The sequence below is a fragment of the Pseudomonas cichorii genome (assembly GCF_019719005.1).
GTDB lineage: Bacteria > Pseudomonadota > Gammaproteobacteria > Pseudomonadales > Pseudomonadaceae > Aquipseudomonas > Aquipseudomonas cichorii_E.
In genome coordinates this window covers 69,312-87,366 of the sequence record NZ_JAIGPJ010000024.1, presented here as the reverse complement: position 1 = coordinate 87,366, position 18,055 = coordinate 69,312, and the positions used below count along the sequence as shown (strand labels likewise).

Here is an 18,055-nt window from a genome sequence, read left to right as displayed (position 1 = left end):
GCGTTCTGCCAGGCCATCGGCAAACGCCAGATCACCGAATTCAACTATCGCTACCACACCGACCGCGAGGCCCACATCTTCGTCGGTGTGCAGACTCATCCGGACACCGACCCGCGCAGCGCCCTGATTTCAAGCCTGACAGAACAAGGGTTCCCGGTTCTGGACCTGACCGACAACGAACTGGCGAAACTGCATATCCGCCATATGGTCGGCGGGCATGCCGAGCGGGTCAGCGATGAAGTGGTGTTGCGTTTCGAGTTTCCAGAGCGACCGGGTGCGCTGTTCAACTTCCTCAACAAACTGGGCGGTCGCTGGACCATCTCGATGTTCCACTACCGCAATCACGGTGCAGCCGATGGCCGCGTGATGGCCGGGCTGGTGGTGCCTGAAGAAGAACGGCATCTGGTGGGCGCAGCGCTGGACGAGATTGGTTACCCGTATTGGGATGAGAGCCAGAATCCGGCGTACAGCCTGTTTCTGGGGTAAATGATATTTACCTATTGTGTGGGAGCGAATTTATTCGCGAAGCCTTTCGCGAATGAATTCGCTCCTACCGATAGGCACGCATTGATGCTGCTACGCTCAATACAGCTTCGCCTGCAAGGGATGTCCGCAATGGAATACATCACAGCGCTGAAAACCCTGCATATAGCCGCCATCACGTTATGGCTGCTCAGCGCCTTCGGGCTGGCTTTCCGGGTCATCAAGACGCATGTTCATGACCGCCTGCTGCAACGCCCGGCCTTGTTTGTCTGGATGCTGATGGCTGTCTGTCTGGCGATCCTGCCTTTCAGCGGATGGTGGCTGGTTCATTTGCTGGGCTGGTCACTGGGCCAGACCTGGGTGCTGGCCAGTAGCGTGCTGTATGTCGTGGGGCTTTTCAGTTGGGGCTGGCTGGTGAGCCGGCTGGCCAGCAAGGCTGGCAACCTGCGGTTCACCCTGGCGCTGGCAGTCATTACCCTCGCCTGCTTTATAGCGATTGCCGGCCTGATGATCTTCAAACCGGCTTGATCGCTGCATTCATCCGCGCAGTGAAATCACCTGCCAGCCGCGTTTTTCTGCTTCTGCACGCAGTTTCGGGTCCGGGTCCACGGCCACTGGATGGGCGACTTGCTCCAGCAGTGGCAGGTCGTTCATGGAATCGCTATAGAAATAGCTGCCTTCCAGACTGAATGCGTTCTCTTCAAGCCAATGATTGAGACGGGTCACCTTGCCTTCACGGAAGCAGGGTATACCTGTCGTGCGCCCGGTATAGCGGCCGTCGACCAGCTCGCACTCGGTCGCCAGCAAGGTGTCGATCCCCAGGCGGGCGACGATCGGGGCGGTCACGAAACGGTTGGTGGCGGTTATGACCACCAGTTTGTCGCCTGCGTCACGGTGTTTGGCGATCAGTTCCAGTGCTTTGGGCAGTACGATGGGTTCGATGCAGTCGCGCATGAAATCCCGGTGCCATTCATCCAGTTGGGCCATGTCTGTACGACCCAGGATTTCAAGGCTGAAATTCAGGTAGTCGGTCAGGTTGAGCGTACCGGCCAGATAATCTTCATAGAATGCGTCATTGCGCGTTTTGTAGGCCACAGCATCGAGGATGCCGCGCTCGCACAGGTAATCGCCCCAAGCGTGATCGCTGTCGCCGCCCAGAAGTGTGTTGTCGAGGTCGAATAAAGCCAGGCGCATGTGGTTACTCGCTGAAATAACTGAAAAAAGAGCACAAGAATACGAGGTTTTCACAAGACTTCACATAAGGTGCTTAGGCTCGTTGCTGCTTTGAGCGCCTTTGTGGAACAATGCGGCGACATGCGTTTGCGAGGTTGTTGCCGTGATCGACCCCGATGGTTTCCGTCCTAATGTCGGGATTATTCTGACAAACGATGCTGGTCAGGTCCTATGGGCTCGGCGTATTAACCAAGATGCCTGGCAGTTTCCACAGGGTGGAATAAACCCTCAGGAGACGCCGGAAGACGCGCTGTATCGCGAATTGAATGAAGAAGTCGGGCTGGAACGACAGGATGTGCAGATTCTGGCCTGTACCCGCGGTTGGTTGCGTTATCGTCTGCCGCAGCGACTGGTCCGTACCCATAGCCAACCGCTATGCATCGGCCAGAAACAGAAGTGGTTTCTCCTGCGCCTGATCTCCAACGAGCAGCGGGTGCGGATGGATTTGACCGGTAAACCGGAGTTCGATGGCTGGCGTTGGGTCAGCTATTGGTACCCGTTAGGCCAAGTGGTTACATTCAAGCGCGAGGTGTATCGACGCGCACTCAAAGAGCTTGCCCCGCGCCTTTTATCGCGCGACTGACACGGAGTTCGACCCCGAGCCATGCTCAATACGCTGCGCAAGATCGTCCAGGAAGTAAACTCCGCCAAGGATCTCAAGGCGGCGTTGGGCATTATTGTGTTACGCGTCAAGGAGGCCATGGGCAGCCAGGTCTGCTCGGTCTATCTGCTTGACCCCGAAACCAACCGTTTCGTGCTGATGGCTTCCGAGGGTCTGAACAAGCGCTCCATCGGCAAGGTGAGCATGGCGCCGAACGAGGGCCTCGTGGGCCTGGTCGGTACTCGCGAAGAACCGCTGAACCTCGAAAACGCCGCCGACCACCCCCGTTACCGCTACTTTGCCGAAACCGGTGAAGAGCGTTATGCCTCTTTCCTTGGCACGCCGATCATCCACCACCGTCGTGTGGTGGGCGTGTTGGTGATCCAGCAAAAGGAGCGGCGTCAGTTCGACGAAGGGGAAGAAGCCTTCCTCGTCACCATGAGTGCTCAACTGGCAGGCGTAATCGCACATGCCGAAGCCACTGGCTCGATCCGCGGTCTGGGTCGCCAGGGCAAGGGTATTCAGGAGGCCAAGTTTGTCGGCGTGGCCGGCTCGCCCGGTGCGGCAGTGGGTGTGGCGGTGGTCATGCTGCCTCCCGCCGATCTGGAAGTGGTCCCGGATAAAGTCGTCACCGATATCGATGCCGAACTGGCCCTGTTCCAGAATGCGCTGGAAGGCGTGCGCAATGACATGCGGACCCTGTCGGCCAAGCTGGCGACCCAGTTGCGTCCTGAAGAGCTGGCGCTGTTCGATGTTTACCTGATGATGCTCGATGACGCTTCGCTGGGCAGCGAAGTGACCAACATCATCAAGACCGGCCAATGGGCGCAGGGTGCCTTGCGTTCGGTGGTGAACGAGCACGTCAACCGTTTCGAACTGATGGACGACGCCTATTTGCGCGAGCGTGCATCGGACGTCAAGGACCTGGGCCGCCGTTTGCTGGGTTACCTGCAGGAAGCCCGGCAACAGGCGCTGGTCTACCCCGACAACACTATTCTGGTCAGTGAAGAACTGTCCCCGGCCATGCTCGGCGAAGTGCCGGAAGGCAAGCTGGTCGGTCTGGTGTCGGTACAGGGTTCGGGTAACTCCCACGTGGCGATTCTGGCGCGGGCCATGGGTATTCCCACGGTCATGGGCCTTGTGGACTTCCCTTATTCCAAGGTGGATGGCATCGACCTGATCGTCGATGGCTATCACGGTGAAGTCTTCACCAACCCCAGCGACATCATGCGCCAGCAGTTCACCAAAGTGGTGGAGGAAGAGCGCCAGCTGTCCCAGGGGCTCGATGCCCTGCGCGAGCTGCCTTGTGTGACGCTGGATGGCCATCGCATGCCGCTGTGGGTCAACACCGGCCTGCTGGCCGACGTCGCCCGTGCCCAGCAGCGTGGCGCCGAAGGTGTCGGTCTGTATCGCACCGAAGTGCCGTTCATGATCAACCAGCGTTTCCCGAGCGAAAAGGAACAGCTGGCCATCTACCGTGAGCAACTGGCGGCCTTCCATCCGCTGCCGGTGACCATGCGCAGCCTGGATATCGGTGGCGACAAGGCGTTGTCCTACTTCCCGATCAAGGAAGAAAACCCGTTCCTGGGCTGGCGCGGCATTCGCGTTACCCTCGACCACCCGGAAATCTTCCTGGTCCAGACCCGCGCCATGCTCAAGGCCAGCGAAGGCCTGAACAACCTGCGTATTCTGCTGCCGATGATTTCCAGCACCCATGAAGTGGAAGAGGCCTTGCACCTTATTCACCGGGCATGGGGCGAGGTGCGCGACGAAGGCACCGATGTGCCGATGCCGCCTGTGGGCGTCATGATCGAAATTCCGGCTGCGGTCTATCAGACCCGCGACCTGGCTCGTCAGGTGGACTTCCTGTCCGTGGGCTCCAACGACCTGACCCAATACCTGCTGGCGGTTGACCGCAATAACCCGCGTGTGGCCGACCTCTACGACTACCTGCACCCTGCGGTGCTGCAAGCGCTGCAAAGCGTCGTGCGCGATGCCCATGCCGAAGGCAAACCGGTGAGTATCTGCGGCGAGATGGCGGGCGATCCTGCTGCCGCCGTGTTGTTGATGGCGATGGGCTTTGACAGCCTGTCGATGAACGCCACCAACCTGCCGAAAGTGAAGTGGATGCTGCGTCAGATCAACCTGAGCAAGGCCAAGGAACTGCTGGCCCAGTTGATGACCAACGACAACCCGCAAGTGATCAGCAGCTCCCTGCAACTGGCACTGCGCAATCTGGGCCTGTCCCGGATGATCAATCCGGGTTCGGTCAAGGGGCATTGAGGCCACACTACCCGTGGGAATTTATTCGCGATAGGCCCGTAAATGTATCGCCTTCAACGACGTCTTGCGGATAAATCCGCTCCTGCGAATTCATGATTCATCCATCGCCCACGCCTAGAGCATCCTGCCGGGCTCCGGTAACATGCCCGACTGATTTCTATGGGGTAGCCCAAGACCGCCGGCGCCGACAGGTGCAATAAGTTTTCATGATCGCGGACTGGCACGACGCCCTGTTATCGCCGCATAGTCTGGCTTCGTGCATGGGCGTCTGCTCCCTGATTTAACCGCTTTTGTATTTGGTCGCTCGCAAGAGCGTTCCCATTGAGGAGTTGCAATGCTGCCTTACCCGCAGATTGACCCGGTAGCCGTATCCCTCGGCCCGCTGCAGATTCACTGGTACGGACTGATGTATCTGGTCGGCATCGGTGGCGCATGGCTGCTTGCGTCGCGTCGCCTGAACGCTTTCGACCCGACCTGGACCAAGGAAAAACTCTCGGACCTGATTTTCTGGCTGGCCATGGGTGTCATTGTCGGCGGGCGTCTGGGTTATGTGCTGTTCTACGACCTGTCCGCCTACCTCGCCAATCCGTTGCTGATCTTCGAGGTATGGAAAGGTGGCATGGCCTTCCACGGCGGGTTTGTCGGCGTAATGCTTGCGGCCTGGTGGTTCGGCAGACGCAATGGCAAGACCTTCTTCCAGTTGATGGACTTCGTTGCGCCGCTGGTGCCGATCGGCCTGGGTGCCGGGCGTATCGGCAACTTCATCAACGCCGAACTGTGGGGCAAGCCAAGCGATGTGCCATGGGCCATGGTCTTCCCGCCGTTCAGCGACCCTGCGCAACTGGCGCGTCATCCGTCGCAGCTGTACCAGTTCGCCCTTGAAGGCGTGGCACTGTTCATCATTCTCAACCTCTACGCACGCAAACCGCGCCCGACCATGGCCATTTCCGGCATGTTCGCCCTGTTTTACGGGATTTTCCGCTTTATCGTCGAATTTGTTCGCGTACCGGATGCGCAACTGGGCTATCTGGCGTGGGGCTGGGTCACCATGGGGCAGATCCTCAGCCTGCCGATGATCATCGCCGGTCTGGGGTTGATCTGGGTGGCTTACAAGCGCGAACCTGCTGTGAAGGCAGCGGCTTAATACTGAAACGCCGGGTGATGCTGCCCGGCGTATTCAACGATGCAGGTAATTTATGAAGCAATATCTCGAATTAGTCGCCCACGTGATCAAGCACGGGACCTTGCAGTCCAACCGCACCGGGGTGAACACCATCAGTTTCCCCGGCGCGATGCTGCGTTATGACCTGCAAGAAGGTTTCCCGGCGATTACCACGCGACGCATGGCCTTCAAGTCAGCCATCGGTGAAATGGTCGGTTTCCTGCGTGGCGCCAACAGCGCGGCCGAGTTTCGTGAGCTGGGCTGCAAGGTCTGGGATCAGAACGCCAACGAGAACGCTCAGTGGCTGAACAACCCGTTCCGCAAGGGCGAGGATGACCTTGGCGAGATCTACGGCGTGCAATGGCGCAAATGGCCCGCCTACAAACGCATCGCAACCGGCAATGCGGCGGCAATCGAGCTGGCGGTCAGCCAGGGCTACAAGCAGATTGCAGAGTCCGAAGAGGATGGCGAAAGCTTTGTGGTGCTGTACAAGGCCATCGACCAGATTCGCCAGTGCGTCGACACCATCATCAAGGACCCGGGCAGCCGGCGTATCCTGTTCCACGGCTGGAACTGCGCGCAGCTTGATGAAATGGCCCTGCCGCCTTGTCACCTGCTGTACCAGTTGCACCCGAATCCCCAGACCCGGGAAATCTCCCTTACGCTGTACATCCGTTCAAACGATCTGGGCCTCGGCACGCCGTTCAACCTCACCGAAGGCGCTGCACTCCTGAGCCTGATCGGTCGCCTGACCGGCTACACGCCGCGCTGGTTCACCTATTTCATCGGTGATGCCCACGTCTACGAGAACCACTTGGACATGCTCAACGAACAGCTCACCCGTGAGCCGTTCCCGATGCCGAAGCTGGTCATCTCGGACCGCGTGCCCGAGTTCGCCAAGACCGGTGTCTATCAGCCGGAGTGGCTGGAACTGATCGAACCTTCCGACTTCTCCCTGGAAGGTTACGAGCACCATCCGGCGATGACAGCGCCGATGGCGGTATAGGGGGGGAGCTGCAAGCCTTAAGCTACAAGCTACAAGCTACAAGCTACAAGCTACAAGCTACAAGCTGCTTGAGGCTTTCAGCTTGAAGCTTGCAGCTGCTTCAATGCCCATGACTCTTGCCCACATGTGACGGCTCGCCTTCGGCAGCCGCCACGGCGCCGGTCACTTCCAGCCGTTCCAGAATTCCGCAATGTTCCGACTTGCCGTCGCTGCAGCGGCGACGCAGGTCCAGTAGCTGTTCCTGAAGGACTTTCAGACTGGCGATGCGGGCGTTGACGTGTTCGATGTGTTCGTCGATCAGTGCATTGACGCTTTCGCACTGGTCCTGAGGGCTGTCTCGCAGGTTGAGCAGGCTGCGGATTTCTTCCAGGGTCATGTCCAGGCTTCGGCAATTGCGGATGAACGACAGCCGCTCCACATGCGCTTTGGTGTACAAGCGGTAATTGCCGTCGCTGCGAGCCGGCGCAGGCAACAGGCCTTCACGCTCGTAATAACGAATGGTTTCGACCTGAGAATCCGTCAACTTTGCCAGTTCGCCGATTTTCATATGATTCATCTCGTTTGAGCGCTTGACCCTATAGTGGCTACAGGGTGTTCACTTGGCAACAAGTAGATCCCGGGAGCCGACCATGGGCCAGATTACAGATATTTCTCCAAAGCACGACGAGCACAAGCACGTTCATTCCTGCTGTTCTGGCGCAGCTGCGCCTGCCACGGTCACTTTTGACGAAGCGCCCGCAGCCGGTGGGCGTCTGAGCAGTTTTCGCATCGAGCAGATGGACTGCCCGACCGAGCAGACACTGATCCAGAACAAATTGGGCAAGTTGCCGGGTGTGCAGAAGCTGGAGTTCAACCTGATCAATCGCATCCTTGGTGTGTGGCATGACCTGCCGACGACCGAGCCGATTCGTGAGGCCATTGGTTCGCTGGGCATGCAGGCCGAGCCCATCGAGGAAGGCGCGAGCCAGGATGCCCCGGCGACACCTGCACCGAAAAAGCACTGGTGGCCTCTGGCGTTGTCCGGCGTGATGGCGCTGGGTGCGGAAGTCGTCCATTTTGCCCAGCTTGGCCCAACCTGGGTCGTTGCGCTGCTGGCCATTGTTTCGATCCTCAGTTGCGGCCTGACCACCTATAAAAAGGGCTGGATCGCGCTCAAGAACTTCAACCTCAATATCAATGCCCTGATGAGCATCGCAGTGACTGGCGCGGTCCTGATCGGCCAGTGGCCTGAAGCGGCGATGGTGATGTTCCTGTTCACCGTGGCCGAGTTGATCGAAGCCAAGTCTCTGGACCGTGCCCGTAACGCCATCAGCAGCCTGTTGCAGCTGACGCCGGATGTGGCGACTGTCAGGCAGAGTGATGGAAGCTGGGTTGAAACCGAAGTCAAGGGCGTCGAACTGGGCGCTATCGTGCGAGTTCGTCCCGGTGAGCGGATCGGCCTGGATGGCGAGGTGGTATCGGGTAACTCGACCATCGATCAGGCACCGATTACCGGTGAAAGCCTGCCGGTGGAAAAAACCGTGGGTGACAAGGTGTTTGCCGGCACGATCAACCAGTCCGGCTCGCTGGAGTACCGGGTGACGGCGGCGGCGAGCCATTCCACGCTGGCGCGGATCATTCATGCGGTGGAAGCGGCTCAGGGCGCGCGTGCGCCGACCCAGAGTTTCGTCGACAGCTTTTCGAGGATCTACACCCCGGTTGTGTTCCTGACCGCACTGGCCGTGGCGCTGGTTGCACCGCTGTTCTTCGGCGGAGCCTGGTTCGACTGGATCTATCGGGCGCTGGTGCTGCTGGTTGTGGCCTGTCCGTGTGCCCTGGTGATTTCTACGCCTGTGACCATCGTCAGCGGTCTGGCCGCTGCGGCGCGCAAGGGGATCCTGATCAAGGGCGGCGTCTACCTGGAAATGGGCCGCAAGCTCGATTACCTGGCTCTGGACAAGACCGGCACCATCACCCATGGCAAGCCGGTGCAGACCGACTATCTGCCACTGGACGTGACCGTCGCCGACAGCGCACAGCTTATCGCTGCCAGTCTGGCCGGTCGCTCCGATCACCCGGTTTCCCAGGCCATCGCCAAAGCTGCCGGGCAAGGGCAGGGCGCGCATGAAGTCAGTGATTTCGAGGCGTTGCCGGGGCGTGGTGTGAAAGGCGAGATCAATGGTCAGCTCTACCACCTGGGTAACCATCGTCTGGTTGAAGAGTTGGACCTGTGTTCGCCCGAGCTGGAAGCCAGGCTCGATGCGCTGGAGATACAAGGCAAGACTGTGGTTCTGCTGCTGGATACTTCAGGCCCGTTGGCGCTGTTCGCGGTGGCCGATACGGTCAAGGACAGCAGCCGCGAGGCTATCGCCCAGTTGCACGAGCTTGGTATCAAGACCCTGATGCTGACCGGTGACAACCCGCACACCGCCAAGGCCATCGCGGCTCAGGTGGGGATTGATCAGGCGCAGGGCAATCTGCTGCCTGTGGATAAGTTGCAGGCCATTGAAGGCTTGTATGCACGCAATCATCGCGTCGGCATGGTGGGCGACGGCATCAACGATGCCCCTGCACTGGCCCGTTCGGAGATCGGTTTTGCCATGGCTGCGGCGGGCACTGACACCGCCATCGAGACTGCCGATGTCGCCCTGATGGACGACGATCTGCGCAAGATCCCGGCGTTTATCAGGCTGTCACGCGATACCTCGGCGATTCTCAAGCAGAACATCGCGTTGGCGATTATTACCAAGGTGTTCTTCCTGGGCATTACCTTTGCCGGGTTGGCGACCATGTGGATGGCGGTGTTTGCCGACATGGGCGTGAGCTTGCTGGTGGTGTTCAATGGGTTGCGATTGCTCAAGAAGTGAGCAGGGTTGGGGTTTTTCGCGAATGAATCCGCTCCTACCGTAGGAGCGGATTTATCCGCGAAAGCGTAATCAACCAAACCTCTCCTGCCCCCAGGCAATAAAGGTCTCCAGCAATCCCTTCAACACCTCTCGGGTCGGCGCAGCAAGGTCAGGGCGGTAATGGAAGGGGGCGAACTCTTCCATGTAGGTGCTCTGCGCCAGTTCCAGTTGTACGGCGTGGATATTGTTGGCCGGGTCGCCGTAATGGCGGGTGATATGGCCGCCCTTGAAGCGACCGTTGAGCACATGGCTGTAATCCTTGGCGGCTGCACATACGCTTTCCAGCCTGCCTGCCAGTTGCGGATCACAACTGGCGCCGTTGAAGGTGCCGAGGTTGAAGTCCGGCAGGCGGCCGTCGAACAGGTGCGGGACGTGGCCGCGAATGGAGTGGGCATCGAACAGCAGCGCATAACCGAACTCATCCCGCAGGCGTTGCAGCTCTTGTTCCAGTGTCTGGTGGTAAGGCACCCAGATCTGTTGCAGGTAGCTGGCGCGCTCGGCAGCGTCGGGCTCCTGGCCGTCCTTGAACAGTGGCACGCCGTCGAACAGGATTGAAGGAAACAGCCCGGTCGTCGCACCGGCATACAGCGGTTTGTCGTCGGACGGGCGATTGAGGTCGATGACGAAGCGCGAATACTCGGCAGCCAGGGTGCTGGCCCCCAACTCTTCGGCGAAGTCGTAGAGGCGCGGGATGTGCCAGTCGGTATCCGGCAGGCTCAAGGCTTCGTCCACCAACCCGGCTTCGACTGTCGGTGTCAGCTTCAGACCCGCATGAGGCATGCTGATCAGCAGCGGGACGCGGCCACGCTTGAATGTCAGAACGTTATCCACAGGGCTCTCCTTCAGATCGATGATTCGACGCCGTGGCGCACGATGCGTTTATCCAGATCGCCGCCCAGCCAGTAGGCCAGGTCGGCAGGGCGTTCGATGTTCCAGGCGACGAAGTCCGCCACCTTGCCGGTTTCCAGCGAACCATGGGTCTTGTCCAGGCCTAGTGCTTTCGCGGCATTGAGGGTGACGCCTGCCAGTGCTTCTTCGGGTGTCATGCGAAACAGCGTGCAAGCCATGTTCAGCATCAGGCGCAGCGACAGGCCGGGCGAAGTGCCGGGGTTCAGGTCGGTGGAGATGGCAATGGGCACGCCATGCTTGCGCAGGGCATCCATCGGCGGCAACTGGGTTTCGCGCAGGAAGTAATACGCGCCCGGCAGCAGCACGGCGACGGTTCCGGCAGCGGCCATGGCAATGACGTCGTCTTCGGTCATGAACTCCAGATGGTCCGCCGACAAGGCCTGATAACGCGCTGCAAGGCTTGAGCCGCCCAGTGACGAAAGCTGTTCGGCGTGGAGTTTCACCGGCAAGCCCAGTTGTTTTGCGGTGATGAACACCTGCTCGACCTGAGCTGGCGAAAACGCCAGGTACTCGCAGAACGCATCCACGGCATCCACCAGACCTTCCTCGGCCAGTGCGGGGAGCATTTCGTCGCAGATATGCCGGATGTAATCGTCGGCGCGGTTGGCGTATTCCGGCGGCAGGGCGTGGGCGGCCAGACAGGTGCTGCGCACGGTGACGGGCAGGCTGCTGCCCAGGCGGCGGATCACCTTGAGAATCTTGCGTTCGCTTTGCAGATCCAGGCCGTAGCCGGACTTCATCTCGACAGTGGTCACGCCGTCGCGCAGCAGGTGCTTCAAGCGTCGCTCGGCACTGGCGAACAGTTCGTCCTCGCTGGCGGCTCGTGTCGCCCGCACCGTGCTGGCAATGCCGCCGCCAGCCGCGGCGATTTCGGCATAGCTCACGCCTTGCAGGCGCTGCTCGAATTCACCGCTGCGATTGCCGCCGAACACTGTATGGGTGTGGCAATCGATAAGGCCCGGCGTGACCCAGGCACCGCCCAGGTCTACCGTGTTGCCGAAACCGGATTCCGCCAGTTGGCTTTGAGGCCCGATCCATTGGATGAACGCTCCAGAGGTCACGATGGCGGCATCCTCGATGATCGAGTAATTGCCTTGCGCCATGGTTGCGATGTGACAGTTCTTCCAGAGTGTTGTCATCCGGGGCCTCCTTGGGTCATTGGGTAGTTTGGGTGTTTCGCGGTCTTATCCACAGGTAGTAGGCGATGACCAGCAGCACAATCCAGATTGCGCCGACGATCAGCGCTGCCCGGTTGTCGGGGAAATAGCCCAGCACGCCGAAGATGAACAGCATGAAGACGATGGCGGCAGCCGGGCCATAAGGCCAGAACGGTACCGGGAACTTCAGTTGTGCGGCTTCTTCGCGGCTCATGGAGCGGCGCATTGCGACTTGGGTCAGCAGAATCATCAGCCATACCCAGACCGTGGCGAAGGTGGCCAGCGAGGCGATGAGCAGGAAGACGTTCTTCGGGATCAGGTAGTTGAGTAGCACGCCAGCCAGCAGCGTCACGCCCATCACCACGACCGTCATCCATGGCACGCCCTGGCGCGACAACTTGGCGAAACCGGCGGGTGCCTGACCTTCAAGCGCCATGCCATACATCATGCGGCCTGCGCCGAAGATGTCGCTGTTGATCGCCGACACCGCTGCCGAGATCACCACGATATTGAGAATGGTCGCTGCCGAAGCGATGCCCAGATTGTCGAAAATCTGTACGAACGGGCTGCCTTGGGTGCCGATCTGTGGCCATGGATAGATGGACATCAGCACGAACAGGGTCAGGACGTAGAACAGCAGAATGCGCAGCGGCACGGCATTAATGGCCTGTGGCAGCGTGCGTTGCGGGTTCTTGGCTTCGCCTGCGGTGATGCCGATGATTTCGATGCCGCCAAAGGCGAACATCACCACGGCCAGCGAGGCGATCAGGCCGCCGATGCCATTGGGCATGAAACCGCCGTGGGCCCAGAGGTTACTGATACCGATGGCGTTTTCGCCGGTGGATGAGCCGATGCCGAACAGCATGATGCCGAAACCGGCCACGATCATTGCCACGATGGCACCGACCTTGAGCAGCGACAGCCAGAACTCGGTTTCACCGAACACCTTGACGTTGCACAGGTTGAGCGCGCCGATCAGGAACACGATGCCCAGCACCCAGATCCAGCGCGGCACTTCCGGGAACCAGAAGCCCATGTAGATCCCGAACGCCGTGACATCGGCCAGGCAGACGATGATCATCTCGAAGGCGTAGGTCCAGCCCAGCACGAAACCCGCCAGAGGGCCGAGGTAGCGGCTGGCGTAATGGCTGAACGAGCCGGAGGTCGGGTTGTGCACGGCCATCTCGCCCAGGGCGCGCATGACCATGAAGACCGCCGCGCCGCCGATCAGGTAAGCCAGCAGAACCGCAGGCCCCGCTTGCTGGATTGCGGCGGCGGAGCCATAGAACAACCCTGTGCCGATGGCAGAGCCCAGAGCCATGAAGCGAATGTGGCGGGCGGATAACCCGCGTTTCAAACCAACTTTTGACGTCATTTCCGTCCATCTCATTACTGGGTATGGCAAATAGCTGCGAGAACACCTGCTTCCGGCTTCCCGCAGCGAACTACCATTGCGAGCCCTGCCAGGCTCGCGGTACATCACAGACTGGGTAGCAGACGTGCAGGAACCAACGGGTTCAGGCAAGTTGAGGACAACAGCTGGCTGGCAGCTTCGATGTCCGGTGCAAAAAAACGGTCCTTCTCATAGGGCGGTACTTTGCTGCGTAGTACGGCTCGGGCCTGCTCCAGTTTTGGAGAGGTTTTGAGGCCGTTGCGCAAGTCCAGACCCTGGCATGCAGCCAGCCATTCTACGGCAAGAATCCCGCGAACGTTTTCTGCCATTTCCCACAACCGCTTGCCGGCCGCCGGAGCCATGGACACATGGTCCTCCTGATTGGCTGAAGTTGGCAGGCTATCGACGCTGTGCGGATGGGCCAGAGCCTTGTTTTCACTGGCCAGGGCGGCAGCGGTGACCTGAGCAATCATGAAGCCCGAGTTGACGCCACCGTTGGCTACCAGGAACGGCGGCAACTGCGACATGTGCTTGTCCATCATCAGGGAAATGCGGCGTTCGCTCAGGGAGCCGATTTCCGCTATGGCCAAGGCAAGGTTATCGGCGGCCATGGCAACCGGTTCGGCGTGGAAGTTGCCGCCGGAAATCACATCGTTTTCGGCAGCGAATACCAGCGGGTTGTCAGAGACAGCGTTGGCTTCGATCTCCAGCACTTCGGCGGCCTGACGCAACTGGGTCAGGCAGGCACCCATGACCTGTGGCTGGCAGCGCAACGAGTACGGGTCCTGAACCTTGTCGCAGTTGCGATGGGACTCGGACACTTCGCTGCTTTCACCCAGCAGGTCGCGATAGCAGGCAGCGGCATCGATCTGACCGCGCTGACCGCGAGCGGCATGGATGCGGGCATCGAAAGGCGAGCGCGAGCCCAGCACGGCTTCCACGGTCAGCGCGCCACAGGCCATGGCACCGGCAAACAGGTCTTCGCCCTCGAACAGGCCGCGCAACGCGAACGCCGTGGAAACCTGCGTGCCGTTGAGCAGTGCCAGACCTTCCTTGGCGGCCAGGGTCAGCGGTTTCAGGCCGGCCACTTCAAGTGCGTCGACGGCATCGAGCCATTCACCCTTGTAGCGAGCCTTGCCTTCGCCCAGCAGCACCAGCGACATATGGGCCAGCGGTGCCAGGTCGCCGGAAGCGCCGACCGAACCCTTGAGCGGAATATGCGGATAGACCTCGGCATTGATCAGAGCAATCAGGGCGTCGATCACCAGACGCCGGATACCGGAGAAACCACGGCTCAGGCTGTTGACCTTGAGCACCATGACCAGACGCACCAATTCGTCGCTGATCGGTTGCCCGACACCGGCGGCATGGGACAGCACCAATGAGCGTTGCAGGTTTTCCAGATCCTCGCTGGCGATGCGTGTCGAGGCCAGCAGGCCGAAACCGGTGTTGATGCCATAGGCCGTGCGGTTTTCGGCCAGGATGCGTTCCACACAGGCAACGCTGTCTTCGATCTGCTGATCGGCGCTGCTGTCGAGCTTCAGCGTTACCGGTTGCTGATAGATCGCTCGCAATTGCGCCAGCGTCAGTTGGCCGGGGATCAGATTCAATGACTTGGCAGTGGATTGGGTCACGATGCAGCTACTCCTTGATTGATGTCAGGCGGTTGCTCTTTTGCAGCACGCCGCCTTGCAGCCCTGTTGTTATGGGGTTGTCGTCTGTTCACGACCGTGCCGGAAAATCCTCTCCAGCACTTCTTCGTTCTTGAGTACGGCTACGCTGCTGGCAATATCCGGTGCCAGCCAGCGGTCTTCGTCATAAGCGGGGATCTGTTCACGTAATGCACGCCAGGCCATATCGGTGCCTGCCCCGAAGCGCTGCTGCTTGAGGAATTCAAATGCCTGGGCCGCCAGCAGGTATTCGATGGCCAGAATCTGCGTTGCGTTGCCCAGGACCTTATGCAGCTTCAAGGCGGCACTGGTGCCCAGGCTCAAATGATCTTCCTGAAGGCCCGAGGTGACGTAGTTGTCGACCACTGCCGGTTGGGCCAGTTGGCGGTTTTCTGCGCACAGCGAGGCGGCCACGTACTGGACGATCATCATCCCCGAATTGACGCCCGGCTGGCTGACCAGAAAAGCCGGCAGGCCGCTGACGGCCGGGTTGATCAGGCGATCCAGGCGGCGTTCGGCAATCGAGCCCAGTTCAGCCACCGCCATGCACAGCAGATCTGCCGCCATGGCGACGGACTGGCCGTGTGGGTTGGCTTGCGACACCACGCGATAATCCTCGGGAGTACCCAGCAGCAACGGGTTATCGGTGACCGCATTCAGTTCGGTTTCGACCTGCCTGATCGCGTGGGCCAACTGGTCACGCGTTGCGCCATGCACCTGCGGTATCGAGCGTATGCTCAGTGCGTCCTGAGTCCGGATGCCCTGGCTGCTGGCGAGCACTTCGCTGCCCGCCAGCAGGTTGCGCAGGTTCTTGCCGACCTGCTGCATGCCCGGATGGGGCTTGAGGGCGATGATGGTTTCGTCGAAGGCATCGAGCTGGCCGCGCAGCGCTTCAAAGGTCATGGCACCGATCACGTCGGCCCACTGTGTCAGGCGCGTTGCATCGGCAATGGCCAGACAGCTCAGACCGGTCATGCAGGGCGTGCCGTTGACCAGGCACAGTCCATCCTTGGCACCCAGTTCGACGGGGGCAAGACCTGCTTCGCTCAATGCCTGCTGCGCCGAAACGATATGCCCGCGATAACTGACCTGGCCCACACCCAGCAGTGCAATGCCGACATGCGCCATGTGTGTCAGATAACCCACCGACCCCTGCGACGGCACTTGCGGCGTGATGCCGTGGTTGAGTAACGCCAGCAGCGCTTGCACCACTTGCCGATGAATGCCGGATTTACCCTGGCTGTAGTTGAGAATTGCGGCACAGATGATGGCCCGCGTCTGCTCGTCGGGCAGCGGCGCGCCTACGCCACAGGCATGGCTGAGCAAGGTGTTGCGCGACAGACGACTGAGTTGTTCGTCTGCCAGTGAGACATTGCACAACGCACCGAGGCCGGTGTTCACACCATAAGCCCGTTCGCCGCTGGCGACGATGCGTTGGACGATGGCCTGGGCATTGTCGATGCGAGCCCAGGCACGTTCCGACAGCATCAGGTGCGCGCCATCACGGGCGACGGCCACCACGTCCTGCCAGCCTGTCGGTGCATCGCCGAAAACGATCTGTTCTGCTCGTTGCATCGACACCACCCTTAAACAGTGACTGCACGCCGCTGCACGAAGCGATCAACGTAATCGTCGGCGGGCGAGTGAAGGATTTCCTTGGGTGTTCCGACCTGAATCAGGCGGCCATCCTTGAGAATCGCGATCCGGTTGCCGATGCGCACGGCTTCGTCCAGGTCGTGGGTAATGAACACAATGGTTTTCTTCAGCGTCGATTGCAGCTCCAGCAACTGGTCCTGCATCTCGGCGCGGATCAGCGGATCGAGAGCGCTGAACGCTTCATCCATCAGGATGATGTCGGTATCGGCTGCCAATGCCCGCGCCAGGCCAACACGCTGGCGCATGCCGCCAGAGAGCTGGTGCGGGTATTTATTTTCGTAGCCTTTGAGGCCCACGGTGGTGATCCAGTGTTGCGCCCGCTCATGGCAGAGGGCTTTGCTTTCGCCGCGCACCTTTAGGCCGTACGCCACGTTGTCCAGCACACTCTTGTGGGGCAGCAGGCCGAAGCTCTGGAACACCATGCTGATCTTGTGACGACGGAATTGGCGCAGGGCCTCCATGTCGTACTGCAGGATATCTTCGCCATCCACCAGAATTTCGCCGCTGGTAGGGTCGATCAGGCGATTGAAATGGCGCACCAGCGTCGATTTACCCGAACCCGACAGGCCCATGATGACGAAGATCTCACCGCTGCCGATCGACAGCGACAGGTCGTTTACGCCCACCACGCAGCCGGTCTGGTCCAGCACCTGATCCTTGCTCTTGTTCTGCTTTACCATCGCCAGCGCTTCTTTCGAGCGGCTGCCGAAGATCTTGAACACGTTTTTGACGACGATTTTGTTCGGTTCCAGGCTCATTATTTGCTCGCCTCATGCCGTGGGCGGCCATAGGCCTGGGTGATGCGGTCGATGACAACCGCCAGAATGACAATGGCCAGACCAGCTTCCAGGCCGCGTCCGACATTGAGGGTCTGGATACCCACCAGAACGTCTTCGCCCAGGCCACGGGCACCGATCATTGAAGCAATCACGACCATCGACAGCGCCATCATGGTGGTCTGGTTGATCCCGGCCATGATGCTTGGCATCGCCAGCGGCAGTTGCACGCCGAACAGTTGTTGCCAGCGATTGGCACCAAAGGCGTTGATTGCTTCCATCACTTCACCATCGACCTGACGAATGCCCAGATCGGTCAGGCGAATCAACGGCGGCGCGGCGTAAATCACGGTGGCGAAGATGGCCGGGACCTTGCCCAGACCGAACAGCATCAGCACCGGGATCAGGTAAACGAAGCTGGGCATGGTCTGCATGATGTCCAGCAGCGGCATCAGTACCGAACGCAGGCGGTTACTGCGCGCTGACAGAATGCCCAGGGGAATGCCGATCAGCACTGCGATGAACGTGGCGACCAGCATCAGCGCCAGGGTCTGCATCAGCTTGTCCCACAACCCGACAGCGCCGACGAGGAACAGCAGGCCGACGATCAATGTGGTGGTAACGACTTTTCGGGTCGCATGCCAGGCAATGCCGCCCACGATCATCAGCACCAGCCACCAGGGTGCCATGCGCAGCAGGCTTTCCAGATTGACGATGGCCCACAGCAAGGTATCGGAGATGTGCCGGAACACATCGCCGTACTCGGTGACCAGCGAATCAACCCCGTCGTTGACCCAGTTGGCAATGGAGAAGGTAAAACTTTCGGGAAACATAAGGTGCT

At 60.0% G+C, this 18,055-nt stretch carries 15 protein-coding genes and 1 pseudogene; 7 read left to right on the top strand and 9 right to left on the bottom strand.

The features are described from left to right. Positions 1-486: pseudogene (locus K5D32_RS17400) on the top strand (threonine dehydratase); the annotation flags it as partial. Positions 487-615: 129 nt separating this feature from the next. Beyond that, positions 616-1,011, top strand: a complete 396-nt coding sequence (locus K5D32_RS17395; RefSeq protein WP_221601211.1) for a DUF2269 family protein — start codon at positions 616-618, stop codon at positions 1,009-1,011. Between the two features lie 9 nt (positions 1,012-1,020). Here K5D32_RS17395 and K5D32_RS17390 read toward each other — a convergent pair whose 3' ends face one another. Next, entirely contained in the window at positions 1,021-1,677 is a 657-nt protein-coding gene (locus tag K5D32_RS17390) for an HAD family phosphatase (protein ID WP_221601209.1), read from the bottom strand. 142 nt (positions 1,678-1,819) lie between these two features. Between K5D32_RS17390 and K5D32_RS17385 the strand changes: the two genes are divergently transcribed. From K5D32_RS17385 to K5D32_RS17370, 4 genes are all read left to right on the top strand, one after another. Next, positions 1,820-2,299 (top strand): RNA pyrophosphohydrolase, encoded by a 480-nt coding sequence (locus tag K5D32_RS17385; protein WP_025262356.1) that lies wholly within the window; start codon positions 1,820-1,822, stop codon positions 2,297-2,299. 21 nt (positions 2,300-2,320) lie between these two features. Further along, entirely contained in the window at positions 2,321-4,600 is a 2,280-nt protein-coding gene (gene ptsP / locus K5D32_RS17380) for a phosphoenolpyruvate--protein phosphotransferase (RefSeq protein ID WP_025262355.1), read from the top strand. A gap of 334 nt (positions 4,601-4,934) precedes the next feature. Beyond that, the gene (gene lgt, locus K5D32_RS17375) at positions 4,935-5,744 is read left to right on the top strand and encodes a prolipoprotein diacylglyceryl transferase (RefSeq protein ID WP_221601207.1); all 810 of its coding nucleotides are present in this window, start codon (positions 4,935-4,937) and stop codon (positions 5,742-5,744) included. A gap of 52 nt (positions 5,745-5,796) precedes the next feature. Then, positions 5,797-6,768, top strand: a complete 972-nt coding sequence (locus K5D32_RS17370; protein ID WP_198725378.1) for a thymidylate synthase — start codon at positions 5,797-5,799, stop codon at positions 6,766-6,768. A gap of 100 nt (positions 6,769-6,868) precedes the next feature. Here the strand turns inward: K5D32_RS17370 and cadR are convergent, their stop codons facing one another. Beyond that, a complete protein-coding gene (cadR, locus tag K5D32_RS17365; RefSeq protein ID WP_221577272.1) occupies positions 6,869-7,315 on the bottom strand; it encodes a Cd(II)/Pb(II)-responsive transcriptional regulator in 447 nt (148 codons plus the stop codon). Positions 7,316-7,397: 82 nt separating this feature from the next. On the opposite strand from cadR, the gene K5D32_RS17360 reads away from it, so the two are divergent. Further along, positions 7,398-9,614: a heavy metal translocating P-type ATPase gene (locus K5D32_RS17360; protein ID WP_221601206.1), complete on the top strand. Its 2,217-nt coding sequence runs from the start codon at positions 7,398-7,400 to the stop codon at positions 9,612-9,614. Positions 9,615-9,683: 69 nt separating this feature from the next. Here the strand turns inward: K5D32_RS17360 and hutG are convergent, their stop codons facing one another. The 7 genes from hutG to K5D32_RS17325 form a co-directional block, all read right to left on the bottom strand. Further along, positions 9,684-10,484 carry an N-formylglutamate deformylase gene (hutG, locus tag K5D32_RS17355; protein WP_221577270.1) on the bottom strand — a complete coding sequence of 267 codons (801 nt, stop codon included), beginning with the start codon at positions 10,482-10,484 and terminating at the stop codon, positions 9,684-9,686. A gap of 11 nt (positions 10,485-10,495) precedes the next feature. Next, complete coding sequence (hutI, locus tag K5D32_RS17350; protein ID WP_221601203.1) at positions 10,496-11,701, bottom strand: imidazolonepropionase; 1,206 nt, start codon at positions 11,699-11,701, stop codon at positions 10,496-10,498. Between the two features lie 16 nt (positions 11,702-11,717). Next, positions 11,718-13,094 (bottom strand): amino acid permease, encoded by a 1,377-nt coding sequence (locus K5D32_RS17345; RefSeq protein ID WP_221601201.1) that lies wholly within the window; start codon positions 13,092-13,094, stop codon positions 11,718-11,720. A gap of 104 nt (positions 13,095-13,198) precedes the next feature. Beyond that, on the bottom strand, positions 13,199-14,746 hold the full coding sequence (gene hutH, locus K5D32_RS17340; protein WP_221577267.1) for a histidine ammonia-lyase: 1,548 nt from the start codon (positions 14,744-14,746) through the stop codon (positions 13,199-13,201). A 69-nt stretch (positions 14,747-14,815) separates the two neighbouring features. Then, a complete protein-coding gene (hutH, locus tag K5D32_RS17335) occupies positions 14,816-16,357 on the bottom strand; it encodes a histidine ammonia-lyase (RefSeq protein ID WP_221601200.1) in 1,542 nt (513 codons plus the stop codon). 11 nt (positions 16,358-16,368) lie between these two features. Next, entirely contained in the window at positions 16,369-17,196 is an 828-nt protein-coding gene (locus tag K5D32_RS17330; RefSeq protein ID WP_260407431.1) for a glycine betaine/L-proline ABC transporter ATP-binding protein, read from the bottom strand. Next, entirely contained in the window at positions 17,196-18,047 is an 852-nt protein-coding gene (locus K5D32_RS17325; protein ID WP_221601199.1) for a proline/glycine betaine ABC transporter permease, read from the bottom strand. The genes K5D32_RS17330 and K5D32_RS17325 overlap by 1 nt, the downstream gene beginning before the upstream one ends. Positions 18,048-18,055: the final 8 nt, after the last annotated feature.